A 19,098-nucleotide genomic window follows, 5' to 3' on the forward strand; every position below is an offset into this window, starting at 1 on the left:
GTTCTGGAGCGGTGCACTGGTCCTGGTCTGGGGCACGGGGCGACTCTTCGACGCGCACCGGGCTGCGTGCTGGGCACGGGACTGGGATCGATTCGGTCGGCAGAAGAAGTACCTGCCGTGACTTGCCCGGCATCCACCCTCGACCCCGAGATGACGAACCCGGCCCCCGAGTGACCGCACCGAGACCCGGACGGGGAAGTCCGGGTCGGGGTGGCTCGTGCCTATAACTCGCCGCGTGCCGCCGGATATCTGGCCGGAGGGCGTGCGGTGTCGATCCGAGCGGCGATGACGTCGGTCCATGCCCCGATGGCGGGCCAATCGCGTTGATCGCCGAAGCGAGCGCCGAGCAACCGGACGACAACTCGGACTCCGAGCCCGTCGGGGCGCGCGAAGACACCGGCGAACTGCTGGAATCCGCAGGGGTGGAGTTGGTTCCGAACCTGCGTGATGGCAGGGGGAGTGACGTGTTTCAGTGGATAGCCGAGAGGTCCACGCAGTCCGGGGGCCATGCCCACGCTGAACAGCCATGTCGGCCGCCGACGCAGCGTCGGGCCGTGCTGACGAATGTAGGCACTGAATTCGGGCAGGAGCGCTCGGTTGTGCACCGCGCTGCCCAGTACCACGGCTTCGTAGTCGGCGGGATCAGGATCGTCGGCGACCGAGGCGACTCGTACCTGTAAGCCGCTGTCGCGCATTCGGTTTCCGATGAATTCGGCGATCTCCGCGGTGGAGCCTGTGGCAGAGGCGTAGACGACGAGCACCGTGTGCGGGGCGTGGTCGTCGGGTTCGGTGGTCATGGTGTAACCATCCGCGCGATCGGCCCGCGCCGACAGGGTCCTTCGGTACGTGACGAATCGACTTTCGTCGCCTCGCACCCGCGACGAGCGCTCCGACGGGGCTTCGGTGACATTCTCGCCGCCGTCTATTCGGGATGGGCGACGAGTACCGGGCAGGACGCCTGCTGGACAAGGGCATTGCTGGTCGAGCCGAGAATCATGCCGAGAAAGCCGCCGCGACCGCGGCTGCCGACCACGACGAGCTGTGCGGTCTCCGACCACGCGAGCAGGTGTTTGCGCGCCTCGGCGACATAGACCTTGCGGGTGACGGTCACGTCGGGATACTTCTCCTGCCATCCCGCGAGCTGCTCGGACAGCACCTCGCGGGCGAGTGCGTCCATCTCACGAGTCGGAAGGGTCGTCGGAAGGCTTTCGGACAACCCGGCGATGGCCGCGGCCGAGATGTCGTTGGCGGCGTGCACCGCGACGAGAGGCGCGTCGCGAAGGGATGCTTCGGCGAAGGCGGTAGCCGCCGCGGCTGTGTTGGCAGGGCTGCCGTCGATGCCGACGACGACCGGTCCGGTCCGGCGGGTCTGCTGCTCGGTGCCGGTGTCGCGGACGACCACGACGGACCCTCTTGCGTGCGCGGTCACGGCGAGCAGCGTCGAGCCCAGATGTGTGACCGGTCGACGGGTCCCGGCGCCGAGCACCATGAGATGCGCGGATTCGGACGCGTCGATGAGTATCTTCGCTGGATGGCCGTCTGACAGTTCGGTCTCGACGATCAACTCCGGGTCGATCTCGCGTGCGAGTCGGTGCGCGGTGGCGAGGCGACGTTCGCCTTGTTCGCGCAGTGCCTCGGTCACAGCGGGCACCATCAGGTCGTACATACCGAGAACCGCCTGGGCCGCGGCGAGATCGAGCCCGTGCACGATGCGCAGGCGGCGTCGACGCCGCGAAGCGGTTTCCGCGGCCCAGCGTACAGCCAGGTCGGAGGGCTCGGAGCCGTCGATGCCGACGACCACGTCGGCCGAGACCAGTCGGTGTGGATCGTCAGCGGACTGGACAGACATGGGCGGCGTCCCTTCGTGGCCCGGAAGTTCGGTCATTCGTAGGTTACGAATCGAGTCCGCGTTCCCGCGGCTGTCATTGGTCCCGAACCCAGGTGCCCAACGTCCATTTCCGGTGTCCCGACCTCAGCGGTGATCGGCTCTGCGATCGGCTTCGGCGCGTGCCAGTCGACTCGCCCAGATCCGGGCTCTCTCGACTTCTCCGGTCGTGAGCGGCCCGGTGGTCGACTCGACGAGAAAATCCATCGGGGGTGTGGCCAGTTCGTATCCGGCACGTCGCAGGAGCTTGCCCGCTCCGCGCGCCGCCGACCCCGTCAGCCAGCGTGGGCGGGCCAATCTGGTGCCGAACGCGGCTGCCCGCGCACCGGAGGTCACCCGCTCGGCATCCCTGATCCATTCCCTGATTCCGACCTCGGTCACTATCGGAGTCTCGACGCGTCTGGCCGCGTCCTGCCGAGACTGCGGTCTGCTGAGGCCGAACGCGTGGGTGGGGCCCCCGACGACGAGTAGATCGACCGCAGACAAGGGCGATTCGGCGGCATCGGCCACATTCACTGTCTCCACCGAGAAGTATTCGCTCAGGCCGGCCGCGATGGCGGCGGCGATCGCCGCGGTATTGCCGTACATCGATTCGTGGACAATTCGTGCGCGCATATCTGCTCCCGATCGTGGTGTCGCCGCGACGCTGCGCGGGACTCAGTCTGTTGGCTCGGGGTGCTCTACGGTTGCACGATGCTCGTCGTAGCCTCCGGCAGCCTCAGCGATTCCGCGATACGTGCGGACCAACTGCGGATCGCGCGCCAGTCACGCAAATCACCGTAGCGCCCGCCGCCCATCAGCCGGTGCAGTGTCCGGGCGGGTTGCGAGACACGGTCTCGGTCGTACCGACCGGCGAAGGCTCGATATTCGTGGGGGGCGACCGAGTCGCGCAACGCCGCGATCTTCTTCGGCACCCTCCGTGCGAAAACCCGTCCGACCGGACCTCGCAGCGCCGGGCCGAGGCCGACACTGAACAGCCACAGATCGGTGGCTGCGAGTGCCGTGTGGTTGGTGTGGAGATACGTGGTCGCCGCGGGCAAGAGGGCCATGTCGTGTACCGCGCTCCCCAGGACGACCGTGTCGAACCGGGACAGTTCCGGCGCGTGTTCGATATCGCTGAGTTCGACCTGCGCGCCGCGCCCGGCGAGGTCGTCGGCGATGAATTCGGCGATATCACGTGTCGAGCCCTGTGCTGTCGCGTATATGACCGCTATGCGGTGGATTCGGGATTCCATGAGGTACAGCCTGTCGTAGGACAATGGTCGGGGATCAGAGCCCTGATACCTGTAGTAGTGGGACCTTGGGCCTCGTGTCGACAACTTCGGAAGGACATACCGCGTCGTTGTCAGTGGCGTGTCGGAGCGTGAGCGGTGACCACAGCCGGTGTCGACGAGCACGCTCGCGGGTTGCGGTCATATGGTGTGACGGCGTTGCAGACCCTTGAACGAGAAGAAGCCGGCGATGGCGGGAAGCCAGAATGTCGCGAGCCGATAGGCGAGAACACCGGCGACCGCCGCTGAGCTGGGCACCCCGCCCACCATCAAACCCGCGACGAGTGCGGCCTCCACGACGCCGAGGCCCGCCGGGGTCGGGCTCGCGGCGCCCAGAGCGGATCCGCCGAGGAATACCGCGGCGACGAGCGCGGCCGAGGGACGGCCGCCGAACGCGTGGACCGCGAAGCCGAGGGCCGCGATATAGGCGACGTTCGCACTGATCTGTCCGCCGAGCAGCAGCATCGCCTGGCGCGGCCTGCGCAGGATGTCCAGCATCGAACGGGAGGCGTTGCGCACCTCCGCGAGCCAGGCCGGGCGGTGCAGGAGGACACCGACGGCGATTCCGAGCGCCGTCATCACGGCGACGAATGCGATCAGCAGCACCCAGCCGCTGGGCAGCGCGGATGCCAGCAACAGTCGCGACTGGCCCAGCCAGAGCCCCACGCCTGCCGATTCGACCAGATGCAGGATCGCACCCGAGGTGATGGTGAGAGCGATCGCCGCCACCGCCGTGGCCCGGGATACCCCGGATCGTTCCAGATAGCGCTCGTTGACCGCCGTACCGCCGATGCCATAGGGCGCGAGCCGATTGGCGAACGACGTTGCCAGTTGGACATTCATCGTGCGCCCGAAGGCCAGAGGGCGTGGGCTGGCGCCCATCAGCGTGAGCGCGGCCGCGGCGTAGGTGGCCACGGCCATCGCCAACGCGCCGGCGAGCCACTGCCATTGCGCGTCGTCCAGAGCGGCGACGGTCTGGCCGAGTTGGCCGACCTGTGGCAGCAGGATGTAGGTGGCGAAGACCGTCGCCGCGATCCATCCGAGCGTGCGCCATCGGAATCGCAGCATGACCTCGGGCGCTGCGGGTTCGCTGCCGGTCGCGTCGGCCACGGCGGCGCGCAATCGCGGCAGCAGATCGCGCCGCTGCCGGACAGCGCTGCGAGTCGCTGTGGCCAAGGCCAAGGGCTGTAACAGAGGCGCGGCACCGGTCAGCGCGTCGGGACCGAGTATTTGCCGCGCGGTGGAGACGGCGCGTCGCACGTCGACCTTCAGGCTCATCGACACCAGTAGTTCGGCGATATCGGCGTCGAGTCGGTGCTGGGAGGCGCTGGCTTCGCCGAAGCCGAAATCGACGATCCACGGCGTGCCGTCGTCATCGATCAGGATGTTGGCCAGCCGCAGGTCGCGGTGTGCGATCCTGGCCGCGTGCAGCAGTGCCACTTGGCGCCAGACATCGCACAGCAGTTCGTCGGAGACGGGTTCATCGACCGTTCGAGCGAGGTTTCGGCCGGGAATATGCGTCTCGGCGAGCCAGGCATCCCCGCTCGCCGCGGTGCCGACCGAGACGATATCCGGTGTGCGCACGCCCGCACGTTGGGCCAGCAGCGCGATGAACGCCTCGTGCTCGGCCTCCTGCTTCGGTGTGACAAAGGGAGATTCGTCCTCGACCTCACGAAATACGAGGTGGCGGAAGAGCTTGAAAAGTACATCCGAGTTGCGCTCGTGGTATCCGATGACCTTGACGAAGATCTCGGCGCATCGGCCGCCGGTTTCGGTGGTGACGCAGAACGGCCGGGACCCTCGCGCGTCCTCCAGTACCGGCCTCGCGCGCGAGGGTGACATTCCCGCGGCCGCGAGCGCCTTCAGCAGCGCGGGCGCCTCGGTGCGCCGCACCGGTGCGCCCCAGAGCAGATGCAGCAGGGCGGCCACCGTCCATCCGAGCGCGGCGCCGCCGAAGACATCGAGCACGAGGTGGGCGCCGACGAAAACGCGGGACAGCGCCACGACCGCCGCGCCCGCCCAGGCCACACGGCGCCACGGCCGTGGCAGCCAGGGACCGGCCGCCGCTGCCATCGCGGCCGCGACCGCGGCGTGACCGGAGACGAAACCGAGTCCGCCCTGGTGGGTTCGCAGCACCATCTCGTGGATCAGCATGTCGGGACGTGCCCGCCCGATCAGGTCCTTGACCTGGATGGCGAGCACATAGGCGAGGGTTCCCGCCGCCGCTATATCGCGTGCCATCCGCCAGCGCCGAGTAGCCAGGGCAGCTGCCGCCGCCACGCCGACCGCGCCGATGCTGCCGAGTTGCATGATCACATACAGCACCGGCATGATCCACGACGGCAGGTCGTTGATCAGGCGGAAAAGGTCGACCTCCAGCCTCGGAACTTCGGTGTTGCGCGCGATGAGCGCGGAAATCGCCAGCACCGTCACGCCGATGACGACCCGGACCGCGTCGCCCGGATGTCGTTGCATGATCGGTGGGGGCTTCGTGTCTTCGGGTGGTGCGCTCGCGCGGTCTGTCGAATTCGGTAGTGCTACTTCGGTTGTCATCGCCCCTCATCTCGTGCGTCGATGCGAACTGTCGCAAAGCCTCGCGGCGCCGAACCAGGGGAGTTGGGCTCGGAAGCCAGTGCCGATCGGCCCTGCCTTCACCGAATCCGTTCTCGCGGTGACTGTTCTCGTGGTGACCGCGAGACACCGACCAGAAGGTTGAGCACCGCTCCTATCGCCAACCCCGCTGCCGCCCCGCCGATCACATCGGCGGGTGAGTGCGCGCCCAGATACACCCGGGCCGCCGTCGCGACCGCGGCGAATCCGAACAACCCGCCGAGTGCGCGTCCACTCAGGTAGGGACTCAACAGTGTGACCATCCCGAACAGGATCATCGCGTGGCCGGATGGGAAAGCCGAACCGGCCGTGGGCACGTCACGCAGGATCGCGCCGGGAATCCGAGCGCCCGGCCGTTGCTGGTACACCAGCTGTTTGAGGATCTCGCGTTCGACGACGAGTTTCGCCGGAACCAACAGCGCCGAGCCGAGCGCCAGTCGAAATCGTCGCGTCGCCGCCGCGACCGCGGCCACGGCTATCGGCACGCCGAGCACGCCGATCAATTGCGCTACCCACAGGGGCCTGTGTAGTCGTTCGGGCAGCGAGTTGAGTAGATCGAACAACAAACGATCCACGCGGTCGAACGCATCCTGGTCGACCGCCCATGCGGTGAGGGCAGCAAGGGCCGTGCCGTAGATCGCGAGCCAAAGATCGATACCGCGCCGCCGTACGCGGTGAGAAGTCATAGCGGGCACGGTCTCGCGATCGCGACGGCGGCGACAGGGGCGAATGGTGCCGACGGCGGGACCTTCGCCCCTGTCGCCGGTATGTTCTCCGGCTCACGATTGTGCAATGGAGACCGACCTCGCGATTTCGATCGCCGGCCTGATGAAGTCGTTCGGCCGGGCGAAGGCCCTCGATGGACTCGATCTGACTGTGCGAACCGGCGAAGTGCACGGCTTTCTGGGGCCCAACGGCTCGGGCAAGACGACGACGATCCGGATACTGCTCGGCCTGCTGCGCTCCGACGCGGGGCAGGTCCGCCTGCTCGGTGGAGATCCGTGGCTCGACGCCGTTGCGTTGCACGCTCGCCTGGCCTACGTGCCCGGGGAGGTGACACTGTGGCCGGGAATCACCGGCGGCGAGATCATCGACCTGTTGGGCAAGCTGCGCGGCGGCATCGATCGGCGCAGGCGGGCCGAATTGCTGGAGCGCTTCGACCTCGACCCGCACAAGAAAGCGCGCGCGTACTCCAAGGGCAACAGGCAGAAGGTCGCGCTCGTCGCGGCCCTGGCGTCCGAAGCCGAGCTGCTGCTGTTCGACGAACCGACCGTCGGACTCGATCCGCTCAAGGAATCGGAGTTCCAGACCTGCGTTCGTGAACTGACCGAACAGGGCCGGACCGTGCTGCTGTCGAGCCATATTCTCGCGGAGGTCGAGGCGCTGTGTGATCGGGTGAGCATCATCCGCGCCGGGCGCACCGTGGAGAGCGGCACCCTCACCGAACTGCGCCATCTGACCCGAACGGCGGTGACGGTCGAAACAGAAAGCCCCGCGATCGGTTTGGGCTCGCTGGTGGGGCTGCACGATCTCGCGGAGGACGGGACACGGGCCAGATTCGATGTCGACGCTCCGCAACTGGACACGGTGCTGCGAGTGTTGACCGAGGCCGGTGTGCGCAGCCTCACCTGCACGCCGCCGACGCTGGAGGACATCTTCCTTCGTCACTACGGTGCACAATCCGCGTCGGTGATGTCGTGAGTACCCGGACGCGCGATTCGCGGCGCGATGCCCTGGCGAGCGCCACCGGTTCGGGCGAACTGCTGCGCTTCTCGCTGCGGCGCGAACGCTTCGCACTGCCCGCCTGGTTGCTCGGGGTCGGACTGCTGTTGGCGATGCAGTCGGTGAGCAGCCAGCGCTTCTACGACACCCCTGCCAAGCTCGCGAATCTACGAGAGATGATGGGCGCGAACGCGACCGCCGTCGCCCTGGGGGGTCCGATCCGGCTGCTGGACACCATCGGCGGCGAAGTTCTGTTCGAGATATTCGCCTACCTGGCGATCGTCGTCGCTCTCATGAATATGTTCCTGGTCGGCAGACATACCCGTTCGGACGAAGAGGCCGGGCGCGATGAATTGATCCGGTCCGCGAGAGTGGGGCGGCGAGCGCCCGCCCTCGCTGCTCTCGCGTTGGCCGCGGTCGCCGACCTCGCTGTAGTCGTGATCGTCTTCGGGGTCGCGGTGGCGACAGGGCTACCAGCCGGTGGTTCGTTGCTGTTCGCGGTGGTCATCGCCGGGGTCGGGCTGATGTTCGCGTCGATCACCACGCTCGCGGTGCAGGTGTTCGAGAATCCGCGCAGCGTATACGGCTCTGTCACGCTGTTGATGGCCGCCGCCTATGTGCTGCGGGCGATCGGAGATGTCGGTAACGGCGCGCTGTCGTGGGCTTCGCCGCTGGGGTGGGGGCAGCGTGCCTATCCGTATGTGGTCGATCGCTGGTGGCCGGTTTCCTTGTTCCTGCTCGCGAGCCTGGTCCTGCTTGCCATCGCCTTCGCGTTGCTCGATCGGCGCGACTTCGGGGCGGGGCTGCTCTCCTACGGCACCGGCCCGGCCGAGGCGTCGTGGGCCCTCGGCTCACCGCTCGGGTTGGCCTGGCGATTGCAGCGGGGGTCGTGGATCGGGTGGAGTGTCGGAGTCTTCGGGCTCGGCGCGGCCTACGGATCATTCGCCGAGAGCATCGCGGACTATCTCGCCGACAACCCCGAGATCGCCGCGTTTCTCCCGGGCGGCGCCGCCGACGCGGTCGATTCCTATCTGGCACTGTCGGTTTCGATGACCGCGCTGTTGGCGGCGGCGTACGGCATCACCGCCGTGCTGCGCGCACGTGGGGAGGAGACCGGTGGATACAGCGAGTCGATTCTCGCGGCGCCTGTCGCTCGGACGAGATGGTTGGCAAGCCACGTCACCATCGCGCTGGTCGGCGGAGCCGCGGTCGCCGCGATGGGTGGACTCGGCATCGGATTGGCACACGCTCTGACAGTGGGGGATTGGGCTCAGGTGCCGCGCATGATCGGGGCCGCGGCGGTGTACTGGCCCGCGGTGTGGTCGATCGCCGCTGTCGCGGTACTCGGATTCGGCTGGATCCCTCGCGCCGCGGCGGCATCGGCTTGGACGTATTTCGCCTATTGCGTGGTGGCTCTGTTGTTCACGGACTCGTTCGACCTGCCGAGGTGGTTCGCCACGGCATCGACGTTCGAGCACACTCCGCAGGTTCCGCTCGACAATGTCACCGCGACAGCGATGGTCGGCATCGGCGGTGCCACAGCAGTCGCTCTGCTCGTGGGTTTCGTCGGCTTCGGTCGCCGCGACACCGGCTACTGACGTGCGAGCCGCCGAGTCGTTACGCACGGAAAGGAGAAGACGATGAACGCGATGATCCACAGGCAGTCGGGTACCGCCGCGATTCGCGAAACCGCGCTCGGTGGGCTGCTCGCCGTCCTCCTGATATCAGGATTGTCGGCCCGACCGTTCAGCGAAGATGTGGCCGACCTGCTGTGGTTCACGGCTATCGTGGTCGCTGTCGTCCCGGCGACCTGGTGGGTAGTGCGGGACCTGAGGAAAGGCCGTTACGGGGCCGATCTCCTCGCCCTGATCGCTTTGGTCGGCTCCGCCGTCGTCGGCGAATATTTCGCCGGTGCGCTCATCGCACTGATGGTGGCCACCGGCCGGATACTCGAGGCGTACGCGGGCAGGCGCGCCGGACGCGACTTGACCGCCCTGATGGAACGAGCCCCAGCGCAGGCACATCGGCGGGTATCGGGCGGTCTCGAGACGGTCCCGGCGGAATCCATCGTTCCCGGTGACGTCGTCGCCGTACTACCCGGCGAAACCGTTCCCGTGGACGGAACTCTGCTGGTGGAAGGCGTTTTCGACGAATCCGCGCTGAGCGGTGAATCGGTACCCGTGGCACGTCGCGCCGACACCGAGATCCGCAGCGGCGTGGTGAACGCCGGTGCGACGGTGGATATCCGGGTCGCTGCGACGGTCGAGAGCAGCACCTACGCGGGCATCGTCACCCTGGCCGGACAAGCCGCAGCCACCAGCGCTCCGGTCGCCCGGTTGGCCGACCGGATCGCCGTGTGGTTCCTGCCGCTCGCGCTCGCTGTGGCAGGCGCCGCGTGGGCGTGGACGGGGGATGCGGTGCGTGCGGTCGCGGTCGTGGTCACCGCGACGCCGTGCCCACTGCTCTTGGCGGTCCCGGTGGCGATCACCGCGGGTATGTCGCGCACAGCCCGGGCCGGGGTGGTCGTCAAGGACGGCGCCGCACTCGAGACTCTCGGGCGCGCGCGGAACCTGGCGATGGACAAGACCGGCACCGTGACGGTCGGCAAACCCGAGGTCGTCGACATCATCACCGAACCGGGAGCCGACGGTGACCTGGTGCTGCGGCAGGCGGCCGCCATCGAACAGTTCTCACCGCACGTACTCGCGCGCGCGGTCGTCGCGGCCGCCACCCGACGTGGGCTCGAACCCGCGACCGCGCGGGAGGTCTCCGAGCAGCCAGGACAGGGCGCGACAGGGACCGTGGACGGGCACCGCGTGCGGGTCGGGCGACTGCCCGCCGAACTCGATCCGCAACCGTGGGCTGACGCAGCGCTGCGGCGGGCCCGTCTGGATTTGGCCGGGATCATCTGGGTCACGGTCGACGGCAGACCCCGAGCCGCCCTGCTGGTCCGCGATCGCCTGCGCGCCGACGCCGCCCGGACGACACGCCGACTGCGGGCAGCGGGGCTGAAACGCCTGCTGCTGCTGACCGGCGATCGTGTCGACAACGCCACCGAGGTCGCCAGGATGCTCGGCCTGACCGAGGTCCTCGCCGACGCCGACCCCTCCGACAAGATCGCCGCCATCCGCACCGAGCGTCGAAGCGGGATCACCGTCATGGTCGGGGACGGCGTGAACGACGCGCCCGCGCTGGCGGCGGCCGATGTCGGCATCGCGCTCGGCTCACGCGGATCCACAGCGGCGGTCCAAGCCGCGGACGCGGTCATCATCGACGATCGGATCGATCGACTCGCCGACGCCGTCGAAATCGCCCAGCGCGCACACCGCATGGCGGTTCAGAGCGCGGTGGCGGGTATGGCGCTGTCACTGCTGGCGATGATCGCCGCCGCGTTCGGCCTCCTCGCACCGGCAGCGGGCGCCCTGGTGCAGGAGGGTATCGATATCGCGGTCATCATGAACGCGCTGCGCGCCCTCCGTACCGGCAGCCGCCGTCGGACCGCGGCGATCGACCCGCTGGTGGCGCGATTCGCCCACGAACACGATCGGATGCACACCGCACGGGCCTCGGTTCGCGCCGCCGCCGACTCGCTGGCGGATGGTCCCGGTCCCACCGCCGACGCCGCGATTCGACGTGCGCTCGATTCGCTCACCGAATTCGTGCTGCCACACGAGCACGCCGAAGAATCCGACCTGTATCCGGCGCTCGCCGAATACCTGCGTGATCCGGAGGCGATGGTCCCGATGAGCCGCGAACACACCGAGATCGACAGGTTCGCCGACCGGATCCGCCGACACCTCGAAGCCTCTCCCGGTGGCATTCAGGCAGACCAGATCGACGATCTTCGCGCGACGTTGTACGGCTTGGACGCCATCTTGACCCTGCACTTCGCCCAAGAGGACGAAGCGCTGTTCACCTTGGCGGACCACCGGGAGACGTCACCGGGATAGGAGTGGACCTCTGGTACTCCAGGAGGCACGTCGCGGATGTTGCCGATCAGGACTGCCGAGTGGAGCCGCGAGACAGACAGAGTCTTTGTACCCGAGGGTTCCGGGACCGATGTCCTCGTTCGGTGAGGCCCTGTGCTCTGTGTCAGCCCGCGTCCGTGGCGGATAGTTGGTGAGCCGGCCACCGAGACGTCGGGAGATCGCCGATCGACAACCAGCCCTTTCCTCGGATACGGATGAACGGGCCGCCCTGTCGTCAGGAGTTGTCCCCGCTCGGTGGCCGGGCTTTCGATCCCTCCGACTCCGGTGGCGGTGTGGCCGGGTAACCGAGGCCGGTCTTCATCGGAACCGGGCACTGTCGCGCGCGTGGGCCGAGTTGGTGTGGTGGTCGAGAATTCATGGATCCGGAAAGCGGGTTGTCACAGGTGGAACTGTCCCGGAGTGCGACGCACGGAGCTGGATCGTGTCGTGTCGCGGTTGTTCGGATCCGGGTCGGTCCGGAGCGGTCGATACGTTGTGCCACAACAGCCGAAAGCGGTGATGGGTCGTGATGGAAGACCTGTCGGCCGCCGACGAGGGGCGTGCCGTCCATCAGCTGGATCGCGCCGAGTCCCTGCGCCTGTTGGCGAGCGTCCCCGTCGGCCGAGTGGTATTCACCCGCAACGCATTACCGGCGATTCGTCCTGTCAATCATCTCGTCGAACCGAACGGGAAGATCATCGTGCGCACCCGGTTCGCCGCCTCGCTCACCACCGCGCTGCGCGGTAACTCCGGTCTCGTTGTGGCCTACGAAGCGGACGAGATCGACCCGGCTCGACGGATCGGATGGTCGGTGGTGGTCACCGGGATCGCGCGGCCGGTGACAGACGCCGAGCGCGTCGCGAAATTCGAACGGCTGCTACGACCCTGGGTCGACAACATCACCGACACGGTGATCGAGATCGACCCCACCATCGTCCGCGGCATCCGGCTCGTGGAGAAGTCGAAATAGGCGACGACCCTTCACTCTCGCACGGTCAGTACGTCGGCCAGCGGCCGGCGTGGTGTCGGCGTGATCGGTTCTTCGTCCTTCGGGGCGATGCCTATTCGAACGACGACTTGTGGCACGCCCGGTCGAGGCAGCAACCCGGCGAGGACGTCGCGGCCCGCGGGCGGTTCGGTGATGTGCGTGAGTGCGCAGGTCGCGAATCCCGCGGCCGTGCACTCGAGCAGCAGAAGCGACAGCGCCTCACCGGTGTGCAGCCATTGCAGTGGCGAGTCGCTCACGGAACTGAGGATCAACAGCCGGGCGTGGTCATCGAGGTCGCCGCGTCGTGCCGAATGTGGCGCGGACGGGAATCTGCGCGCGACATCGACACGGGCGGATTCCGCGTCGGAGGTCAACGCGCTGGTGGGCACACCTTCGGCCGCGCTGGAATGTCCAGCCCACCAATGTAGTTCGGTTTGGTATTCCATATCGTAGTGGTGCAGCGCGGCAGCTTGCTCCGACGCCGCGGCGATGCGCGGTCGCACGGATTCATCGAGCAGTTCGAGTTCGAGATCGTGGGGGTGCACGAGCATGCGCATGGTGTGCAACAGTTCCGGCAGGTCAACGGGTTCGTGCAGCGGCAGCCGATCGGTGTGTCGACGCTCGATGGCACGCGCGCGTTCACTCACCCCCTCGGGCGGCTCGGGCCAGGGGCGGAAAGTGATGGTCGCGAGCAGTTCGGGATGTTCGGGGTCGGGGATCCGGACCGTGTCGGTGTGCCAGCCCGCGGCGGCGAACGCGGTGCGCGCGTGGTGCAGCACAGCGCCGCAACTGATCACCTGCTGTCTGCCGCGTGGGTCCATCTCGGTCAGCAGTCGGTCGGTATCGCGGTACAGGTGCAGTCGCGTGCGGTCGTACACCCACCGCCAGGGTTGTGTGTTGTGGACCGACGGAGCCCGGCTCGCGAGCCGCAGCGCCGCAGACACCGTCGATCGGTCCGGTACGGAGAGCACAGGGGATCGGTTACTGTCGGTCATATCATCAGTCTGGTCGCGCGGGGCCGTCACGGGTATGGGACTTCCGCCCGTTGTCCGAGGTCTATGGTCACCCGACGCGCACTGCTCGGTGATCGTGGGCGAGTGCGTATCGCTACGGGACCGAGGTAATCGCACAGGGGACTTTCGACCGCTGCGGCCTCACTGCCACGGGTGTGACAGTGGAAGTGTCAGGGCTCGCCGTGAGGTGAACCAGGAGACCACGACGACCGCTGTTCGTGGCGGTGAAGTCCCTGCCCCGAGCGGATGGGAAAACATGACATGATGCGAGTCTGGCGAGTGGACGCCCCGGGACCGGTCGATTCGGGTCCGCTCCGCATGTACCGCGAACCCCTGCCGGAACCCGGGCACGATGAGTTGCTGGTGCGGGTCCTGGCGTGCGGAGTGTGCCGGACCGACCTGCATGTGGTCGAGGGAGATCTCGACGTTCGTCGCGAATCGGTGGTCCCCGGCCACGAGGTCGTGGGCGAGGTGATCTCGGTTTCGGCGAAGGCCGGTGAATTCCAGGTCGGCGATCGCGTCGGAATCCCCTGGTTACGGCACACATGCGGAATCTGCCGGTACTGCGAACGCGGTATGGAGAACCTGTGCCCGAACTCGCGCTACACCGGATGGGACACCGACGGCGGATACGCCGAATACGCCACGGTTCCCGTCGACTTCGCTCTGCGATTGCCCGATGGGTACGCCGACGAGGCGTTGGCCCCGCTTTTGTGCGCGGGCATCATCGGATATCACGCGTTGCTGCGTGCGGAACTACCGGCGGGCGGCGTGCTCGGTATCTACGGATTCGGCGGCAGCGCGCACCTCACCGCGCAGGTCGCGCTGGCGGGCGGTGCGCGGGTGCACGTGATGACCAGGGGAGAGGCGTCGCGTGAGTTGGCGTCCGCACTCGGCGCGGATTCCGTGCGGGGCGCGGCCGACCCGCCACCGGAACCGCTCGACTCGGCCATCCTGTTCGCCCCGGTGGGGGAGTTGGTGCCACCGGCACTTGAAGCCCTGGATGCCGGTGGCACATTGGCGATCGCGGGCATCCATCTGACCGATATCCCGACGCTGAACTATCAGCGACATCTGTTCCGGGAACGCCAGATACGCAGCGTCACCTCCAACACGCGAGAGCAGGCACGGGCCTTCCTGGACTTCGCCGCACGACACCGGTTACGGGTGTCGACGCACGGCTACCCGCTCGACCGTGCCGATCAGGCCTTGAGTGATCTGGCGCATGGCCGGTTCGACGGTGCGGCGGTCCTGCTGCCATGAGGCGAGTTCCGCGCGGCCGTTCCCGACCGCGCTCCCCGCGGGGGTTCACGCGCCGGAAGCGTCCTCGCCCAGCGCTCGGATCGCCGATCCGAGTTTCGAGGTGGCCTCGGCGGCGATCGGTTCGAGCGCGGGTTCACCACTGACCTGCACCATCAACTCCGGATCCATCGCCTCGACGATGATCATGTCCTCGGCGGCGGTGTCACGACGAACGACGACGTTGCACGGCAGGAGCAGACCTATCTGGCGATTCACCTCGACGGCGCGATGGGCCAGTGGCGGGTTGCACGCGCCGAGGATGAGGTATTCCTCCATATCGTGGCCGAGTTTGGCCTTCAACGTCGCTTGCACGTCGATCTCGGTCAGCACTCCGAATCCTTGTTGCGACAAGGCGTCACGGGTGCGCTCGACAGCGTCGGCGAAGCTGGTGTGCAGGGTGGTCGACAAGGCGATGTTCATGACGGTCTGCTTTCTGTCGCGGTGTGATGTGCTTTCTTTCCCGACCCGTTACCCGAGGAACTACGGCCGTGGCGTCGCGTAAGGGTTCGCCGAAGTGGGTAGGCCGAGCCGGGCCATCAGCAGGCTCGCCGGACACCAGCCGATAGTGCCGTAGAGCACAAGATTCGCTCCGGCGAACCCCGTCAGCAGCAGCCACCACGGCGACACCGTCGCCGCCAGCAGTGTGCCGACCAGTACGACGAAACCTGCGAGCAGCCTTGGTGACGAGGCAGTTGTGACATCGGTATCTCCGTCGGTTCCAGGGACGGCACCCGCGTTGTACAGCTCAGGCGAGGGCCAGGAACAGTTTTTCCAACTCGGCTTCGGTCATCGGCGTGCTGCCGTCGGGGGTTTGTCCGCTCAGACATTCCCGCAAACCGGTGGCGACGATCTTGAATCCGGCCTTGTCCAGCGCGCGCGACACGGCGGCGAGTTGGGTGACGACGTCCTTGCAGTCGCGACCCTGCTCGATCATGGAGATCACTCCCGCGAGTTGTCCGTGCGCCCGGCGCAGCCGATTGAGTACCTGGGCGATAGTGTCTTCGTCGCCGACCATGATGCTTTCCTTCCTCGTTCCCTATGCCTGGATCATACCCCCAGGGGTATGATCCAGGGTTCGGCCCGGTCGGTGTGGTCAACGGTGGTGGGCGAAACTGATCGAGGGCAGGATCCTGGTCAGCCAGGCCGGTGACCACCATGCGCCGTGACCGGTCAAGCGCAGCAGGACCGGAAGCAGCACCAGTCGCACGAGTAGCGCGTCGAGCAGTACGGCCGTACCGAGAATGATGCCCATCTCCTTGGGAGGCAGCGGATCGGCCAGAGCGAAGGTGAAGAACACGGCCACCATGACCGCCGCCGCGGCGAAGATCACCCGCCCGGAGTGGGCGAGACCGTCGACGTGGGCGGTCTTCGGATCGCCCGATCGCTCGTAATGCTCCTTGGCGGTCGCCAGCAGGAACACGGTGTAGTCCATCGCGATCGCGAAGATCATGGCGAAGAAGAACACCGGTCCCCACCCGTCCAGGAAGCCCTGCGGGGTGAAGCCGAGCAGACTCGCACCGTGCCCGTCCTGGAAGATCAGTTTCGCGACGCCGAACGCGGCGGCGGTCGAGAGCAGGCTGACCACGGTGCCCAACACAGCGATCACCGGGGCCTGCAACGCGACGAGCAGCAGCAGGAACCCCAGAACCAGAATGATGCCGACGATGAGCGGGAAGTAGTCGTTCAACGCCTGTTGCAGGTCGAGGTTCTCCGCGGGAGCGCCACCGACCAGGGCATCGGCGGGCAGCGCGCCGCGCAGCCGGTCGAGGATCGCACCCATCTGCGGATCGGAGGGATCGACGCCGGGCAACGCCTGCATCATGACCACGCCGCTGCCGTCTGTGGCGGGTTGGGGTGGGGTCACCATGGTGATTCCGTCGGTCGCGCCCGCGAGCTGTGCGGTCCGCGTCGCCTCGGCGGCGGGGGCGATGATCTGGAGCATGCCCGGCGCGCCCTCGCCCATCTGAGCCTGGACCAGTTCGTAGCCCTTGCGCACCGGGGCGTCGGCGGGCACGACCTCGATCGATGGCATGGCCACCTTCAATCCGAGTGTCGGCAGTGACAAGGCGATCAACACGAGCAGTGCGCCGATCGCGAACGGCCACGGATGTTCATGGAGCAGATTGCCCCAGGCTGCGAAGCGGGGCGAGCGATGCTGCTGCTTCTTGGCATACGGCAGCGAACCCGCGTTGACCTTTCCGCCCAGCGCGCCGAGCGCGGCGGGCAGCAAAGTCATCGTGGCCAGCAGGACGAACAGCACCGCGAGCATGATCCCGACCGCCATCGTCCGCACCGCGGGAGCGGGCACGATCAGTACCGCCGACAGGCTCACCAGCACCGTGAGGCCGGACAACACGACGGCCTTGCCCGCGGTGTCCATCGTCTCGGCGACCGCGTCGCGCCTGGTGGCGGCGTTGCGGAGCGCCTCGCGGAAGCGGGCGACGATGAACAGCGCGTAGTCGATACCGAGGGCCAGTGCGAACATCATCGCGAAGTTCATCGCCCACACCGAGATCGGGGTGATCTGGTTGAGCAGCACCAGTCCGCCTGCCGAGGCGACCAAACCCGCCAGCGTCAGCAGCAGCGGAAGACCGGCCGCGACCAGTGACCCGAAGGCCAGCACCATGATCGCCAAGGTCACCGGCCAGGAGAACAATTCGGCCTTGATCATCGCGTCGTGATTGGCCTTGTTGAAATCGCTCCACAGCGCCGAGGCGCCGGTCGGATAGACCTCGATCCCGTCCCCGGCCAGCGCGGTCAGGGCGTCCTTGTGCTCATCGACGGCCTTGACCATGTCGTCGGTGCTCGCGTCGGCGCCCGCGATGAGGATGCCGGTGTGGCCGTCCGGGCTGATCGACATGCCGGGCTGCGGCGCGATCACCGCCCCGAACCGGCTGTCACCGGCGAATACCTCGCCGATCTCGCCGAGCACCCGCTGTGCCTGCGGACTCTGGACCGTGACCGTATCGGAGTGCACCACCACCTGCACCGCTGCCGAGGAATTACCGCCGAAGTGCTGCTGCGCCAGCTCGCGGACCCGGACCGACTCCGATCCGTCGGCCTGCCAACCCGCTCCGGCCAGTGAACTGAACACCGACGGTGCCGCCGCGCCGAGCGCCACCAGCACAACGAGCCAGACGCCGAAGACGATCTTGGCGTTGCCCGCCATGACAGCGCCCAGCCGGGCGAGCAAACCCCCGGCGGTCGCCGGGGAACCGGGTGGGGCGGTCGGCTCGATGCTCGTAGTGCGACTCATCGGAGGTCCTCCTCGAAACTGGGCGACGAAGTTGTGAACAGACGTCGGCGGCATGGTCGAAAGCCAGTGAATCTGCGATGCCACGGGTCCTGGCTTGGTCAACCGCTATACCCCTGGGGGTATTCCTCGACGGTGCCGAATATACCCCGTCGGGTATCTGTAGACGAAACGGTCGGCCGCACGCGACTCGGCGGTCGGTGCGCCTCGGCAGTCGAGCGGGTCGGCTCCCCTGTCGCCGACGGATAGCTATATACCCCTGGGGGTATGCTGGTATCGGTGCGGCTGATCTGAGAGCGAGCTCGATGTGCCCATCGTGTCGCGACTGCTCGCCGGCTCGTCGCAGTGGAGATCCCAGCCGTTCGAGAAAGGAATTCGCAATGACCGATATAGACCTGTATCTCGATCCCGTATGCCCGTTCGCATGGGTGACCTCGCGCTGGCTCCTCGGTGCCGCCGAGACCGTCGGCGCCCGGGTCACTCTGCGGCAGATGAGTCTGGCTGTTCTGAACGAGGACAATGACATCGACGCTGCCCATCGGCCGATGATCGAACGATCGCGTCGGCTGGGGCGGCTGTTCGCCGCCGTCACCGAGGTGGAGGGCCGACAGGGATTCGCGCACCTCTACGAGACGATCGGAACACGAATGCATGTCCACGGCGAGGACGTGACGCGCGACGGGCTCGATGAACTGCTCGAGAATTGCGGCCTCGATACGGCGCTCTCGGCGTCCCTCGACGACGTCGCCTTCGACGACGCGGTCGCGAGTGCGCACGCTGTCGGTCAACGGAGTCTCGGCGGACCCGGCGGCAGCCCCATCCTCGCGATCGACGGCCGTGGATTCTTCGGCCCGGTACTGACCGAGAATCCTGGTCCGCGGCAGGGCGTGGCCTTGCTCGAAGCCGTGATCACCATGGCGACAACGCCGGGATTCGCTGCGCTGCAACGGCCTTTCACCGGACCGCCGACCATCGACAAGGCCGGACACCGCAGCGTCGCGCCCCCGGACGGCGCGCTCCGGTCGTGACCTCGCGCTGATCGCAGCGAGGTGCCGGAGGTGTTCGGCTATTCGCGCCGACGTCCGC

Annotated in this window: 17 protein-coding genes; 6 read left to right on the top strand and 11 right to left on the bottom strand. The window is 67.3% G+C overall.

Annotated elements, in window-relative coordinates; translation table 11 throughout:
• Positions 1-221: 221 nt before the first annotated feature.
• The 6 genes from JZ792_RS32210 to JZ792_RS32235 all read right to left on the bottom strand — a co-directional run bounded on the left by JZ792_RS32210 (position 222) and on the right by JZ792_RS32235 (position 6,452).
• Positions 222-797: a flavodoxin domain-containing protein gene (locus JZ792_RS32210; protein WP_216916660.1), complete on the bottom strand. Its 576-nt coding sequence runs from the start codon at positions 795-797 to the stop codon at positions 222-224.
• Between the two features lie 125 nt (positions 798-922).
• Positions 923-1,849 (bottom strand): universal stress protein, encoded by a 927-nt coding sequence (locus tag JZ792_RS32215; protein WP_216916661.1) that lies wholly within the window; start codon positions 1,847-1,849, stop codon positions 923-925.
• 123 nt (positions 1,850-1,972) lie between these two features.
• Positions 1,973-2,500: a flavodoxin domain-containing protein gene (locus JZ792_RS32220; RefSeq protein ID WP_216916662.1), complete on the bottom strand. Its 528-nt coding sequence runs from the start codon at positions 2,498-2,500 to the stop codon at positions 1,973-1,975.
• Positions 2,501-2,565: 65 nt separating this feature from the next.
• Positions 2,566-3,120: a flavodoxin domain-containing protein gene (locus JZ792_RS32225; RefSeq protein ID WP_216916663.1), complete on the bottom strand. Its 555-nt coding sequence runs from the start codon at positions 3,118-3,120 to the stop codon at positions 2,566-2,568.
• A 177-nt stretch (positions 3,121-3,297) separates the two neighbouring features.
• On the bottom strand, positions 3,298-5,709 hold the full coding sequence (locus JZ792_RS32230; RefSeq protein ID WP_308165538.1) for a lysylphosphatidylglycerol synthase domain-containing protein: 2,412 nt from the start codon (positions 5,707-5,709) through the stop codon (positions 3,298-3,300).
• Between the two features lie 98 nt (positions 5,710-5,807).
• The gene (locus tag JZ792_RS32235; RefSeq protein WP_216916664.1) at positions 5,808-6,452 is read right to left on the bottom strand and encodes a phosphatase PAP2 family protein; all 645 of its coding nucleotides are present in this window, start codon (positions 6,450-6,452) and stop codon (positions 5,808-5,810) included.
• Positions 6,453-6,558: 106 nt separating this feature from the next.
• Between JZ792_RS32235 and JZ792_RS32240 the strand changes: the two genes are divergently transcribed.
• The 4 genes from JZ792_RS32240 to JZ792_RS32255 all read left to right on the top strand — a co-directional run bounded on the left by JZ792_RS32240 (position 6,559) and on the right by JZ792_RS32255 (position 12,426).
• Positions 6,559-7,467: an ABC transporter ATP-binding protein gene (locus JZ792_RS32240; protein WP_216916665.1), complete on the top strand. Its 909-nt coding sequence runs from the start codon at positions 6,559-6,561 to the stop codon at positions 7,465-7,467.
• On the top strand, positions 7,464-9,086 hold the full coding sequence (locus tag JZ792_RS32245) for an ABC transporter permease (protein ID WP_308165539.1): 1,623 nt from the start codon (positions 7,464-7,466) through the stop codon (positions 9,084-9,086). The genes JZ792_RS32240 and JZ792_RS32245 overlap by 4 nt, the downstream gene beginning before the upstream one ends.
• A 51-nt stretch (positions 9,087-9,137) precedes the next feature.
• Complete coding sequence (locus tag JZ792_RS32250; protein WP_438804414.1) at positions 9,138-11,438, top strand: heavy metal translocating P-type ATPase; 2,301 nt, start codon at positions 9,138-9,140, stop codon at positions 11,436-11,438.
• A 547-nt stretch (positions 11,439-11,985) separates the two neighbouring features.
• Positions 11,986-12,426 (top strand): pyridoxamine 5'-phosphate oxidase family protein, encoded by a 441-nt coding sequence (locus JZ792_RS32255; protein WP_216916667.1) that lies wholly within the window; start codon positions 11,986-11,988, stop codon positions 12,424-12,426.
• 11 nt (positions 12,427-12,437) lie between these two features.
• Here JZ792_RS32255 and JZ792_RS32260 read toward each other — a convergent pair whose 3' ends face one another.
• On the bottom strand, positions 12,438-13,439 hold the full coding sequence (locus tag JZ792_RS32260; RefSeq protein WP_216916668.1) for an Acg family FMN-binding oxidoreductase: 1,002 nt from the start codon (positions 13,437-13,439) through the stop codon (positions 12,438-12,440).
• 282 nt (positions 13,440-13,721) lie between these two features.
• Between JZ792_RS32260 and JZ792_RS32265 the strand changes: the two genes are divergently transcribed.
• Entirely contained in the window at positions 13,722-14,720 is a 999-nt protein-coding gene (locus JZ792_RS32265; RefSeq protein ID WP_216916669.1) for a zinc-binding alcohol dehydrogenase family protein, read from the top strand.
• Between the two features lie 45 nt (positions 14,721-14,765).
• Here the strand turns inward: JZ792_RS32265 and JZ792_RS32270 are convergent, their stop codons facing one another.
• From JZ792_RS32270 to JZ792_RS32285, 4 genes are all read right to left on the bottom strand, one after another.
• Positions 14,766-15,179: a DUF302 domain-containing protein gene (locus JZ792_RS32270; protein ID WP_216916670.1), complete on the bottom strand. Its 414-nt coding sequence runs from the start codon at positions 15,177-15,179 to the stop codon at positions 14,766-14,768.
• Between the two features lie 60 nt (positions 15,180-15,239).
• Complete coding sequence (locus JZ792_RS32275) at positions 15,240-15,503, bottom strand: YgaP family membrane protein (protein WP_308165540.1); 264 nt, start codon at positions 15,501-15,503, stop codon at positions 15,240-15,242.
• A gap of 1 nt (position 15,504) precedes the next feature.
• Positions 15,505-15,774 carry a metal-sensitive transcriptional regulator gene (locus JZ792_RS32280; protein WP_216916671.1) on the bottom strand — a complete coding sequence of 90 codons (270 nt, stop codon included), beginning with the start codon at positions 15,772-15,774 and terminating at the stop codon, positions 15,505-15,507.
• Between the two features lie 78 nt (positions 15,775-15,852).
• On the bottom strand, positions 15,853-18,015 hold the full coding sequence (locus JZ792_RS32285) for an MMPL family transporter (protein ID WP_216916672.1): 2,163 nt from the start codon (positions 18,013-18,015) through the stop codon (positions 15,853-15,855).
• 377 nt (positions 18,016-18,392) lie between these two features.
• Here JZ792_RS32285 and JZ792_RS32290 point away from each other — a divergent pair, with 377 nt between their 5' ends.
• The gene (locus JZ792_RS32290; RefSeq protein WP_216916673.1) at positions 18,393-19,040 is read left to right on the top strand and encodes a mycothiol-dependent nitroreductase Rv2466c family protein; all 648 of its coding nucleotides are present in this window, start codon (positions 18,393-18,395) and stop codon (positions 19,038-19,040) included.
• Positions 19,041-19,098 lie beyond the last annotated feature (58 nt).

The organism is Nocardia noduli (assembly GCF_019038455.1).
GTDB classification, from domain to species: Bacteria; Actinomycetota; Actinomycetes; order Mycobacteriales; family Mycobacteriaceae; genus Nocardia; species Nocardia noduli.

Coding starts and splice junctions, on each gene's coding strand:
- JZ792_RS32280 (WP_216916671.1), bottom strand. CDS start 15,774: ATGGTCGGCGACGAAGACACTATCGCCCAGGTACTCAATCGGCTGCGC.
- JZ792_RS32225 (WP_216916663.1), bottom strand. CDS start 3,120: ATGGAATCCCGAATCCACCGCATAGCGGTCATATACGCGACAGCACAG.
- JZ792_RS32235 (WP_216916664.1), bottom strand. CDS start 6,452: ATGACTTCTCACCGCGTACGGCGGCGCGGTATCGATCTTTGGCTCGCG.
- JZ792_RS32260 (WP_216916668.1), bottom strand. CDS start 13,439: ATGACCGACAGTAACCGATCCCCTGTGCTCTCCGTACCGGACCGATCG.
- JZ792_RS32265 (WP_216916669.1), top strand. CDS start 13,722: ATGCGAGTCTGGCGAGTGGACGCCCCGGGACCGGTCGATTCGGGTCCG.
- JZ792_RS32210 (WP_216916660.1), bottom strand. CDS start 797: ATGACCACCGAACCCGACGACCACGCCCCGCACACGGTGCTCGTCGTC.
- JZ792_RS32270 (WP_216916670.1), bottom strand. CDS start 15,179: ATGAACATCGCCTTGTCGACCACCCTGCACACCAGCTTCGCCGACGCT.
- JZ792_RS32290 (WP_216916673.1), top strand. CDS start 18,393: ATGACCGATATAGACCTGTATCTCGATCCCGTATGCCCGTTCGCATGG.
- JZ792_RS32255 (WP_216916667.1), top strand. CDS start 11,986: ATGGAAGACCTGTCGGCCGCCGACGAGGGGCGTGCCGTCCATCAGCTG.
- JZ792_RS32215 (WP_216916661.1), bottom strand. CDS start 1,849: ATGTCTGTCCAGTCCGCTGACGATCCACACCGACTGGTCTCGGCCGAC.
- JZ792_RS32230 (WP_308165538.1), bottom strand. CDS start 5,709: ATGACAACCGAAGTAGCACTACCGAATTCGACAGACCGCGCGAGCGCA.
- JZ792_RS32250 (WP_438804414.1), top strand. CDS start 9,138: ATGATCCACAGGCAGTCGGGTACCGCCGCGATTCGCGAAACCGCGCTC.
- JZ792_RS32220 (WP_216916662.1), bottom strand. CDS start 2,500: ATGCGCGCACGAATTGTCCACGAATCGATGTACGGCAATACCGCGGCG.
- JZ792_RS32240 (WP_216916665.1), top strand. CDS start 6,559: ATGGAGACCGACCTCGCGATTTCGATCGCCGGCCTGATGAAGTCGTTC.
- JZ792_RS32285 (WP_216916672.1), bottom strand. CDS start 18,015: ATGAGTCGCACTACGAGCATCGAGCCGACCGCCCCACCCGGTTCCCCG.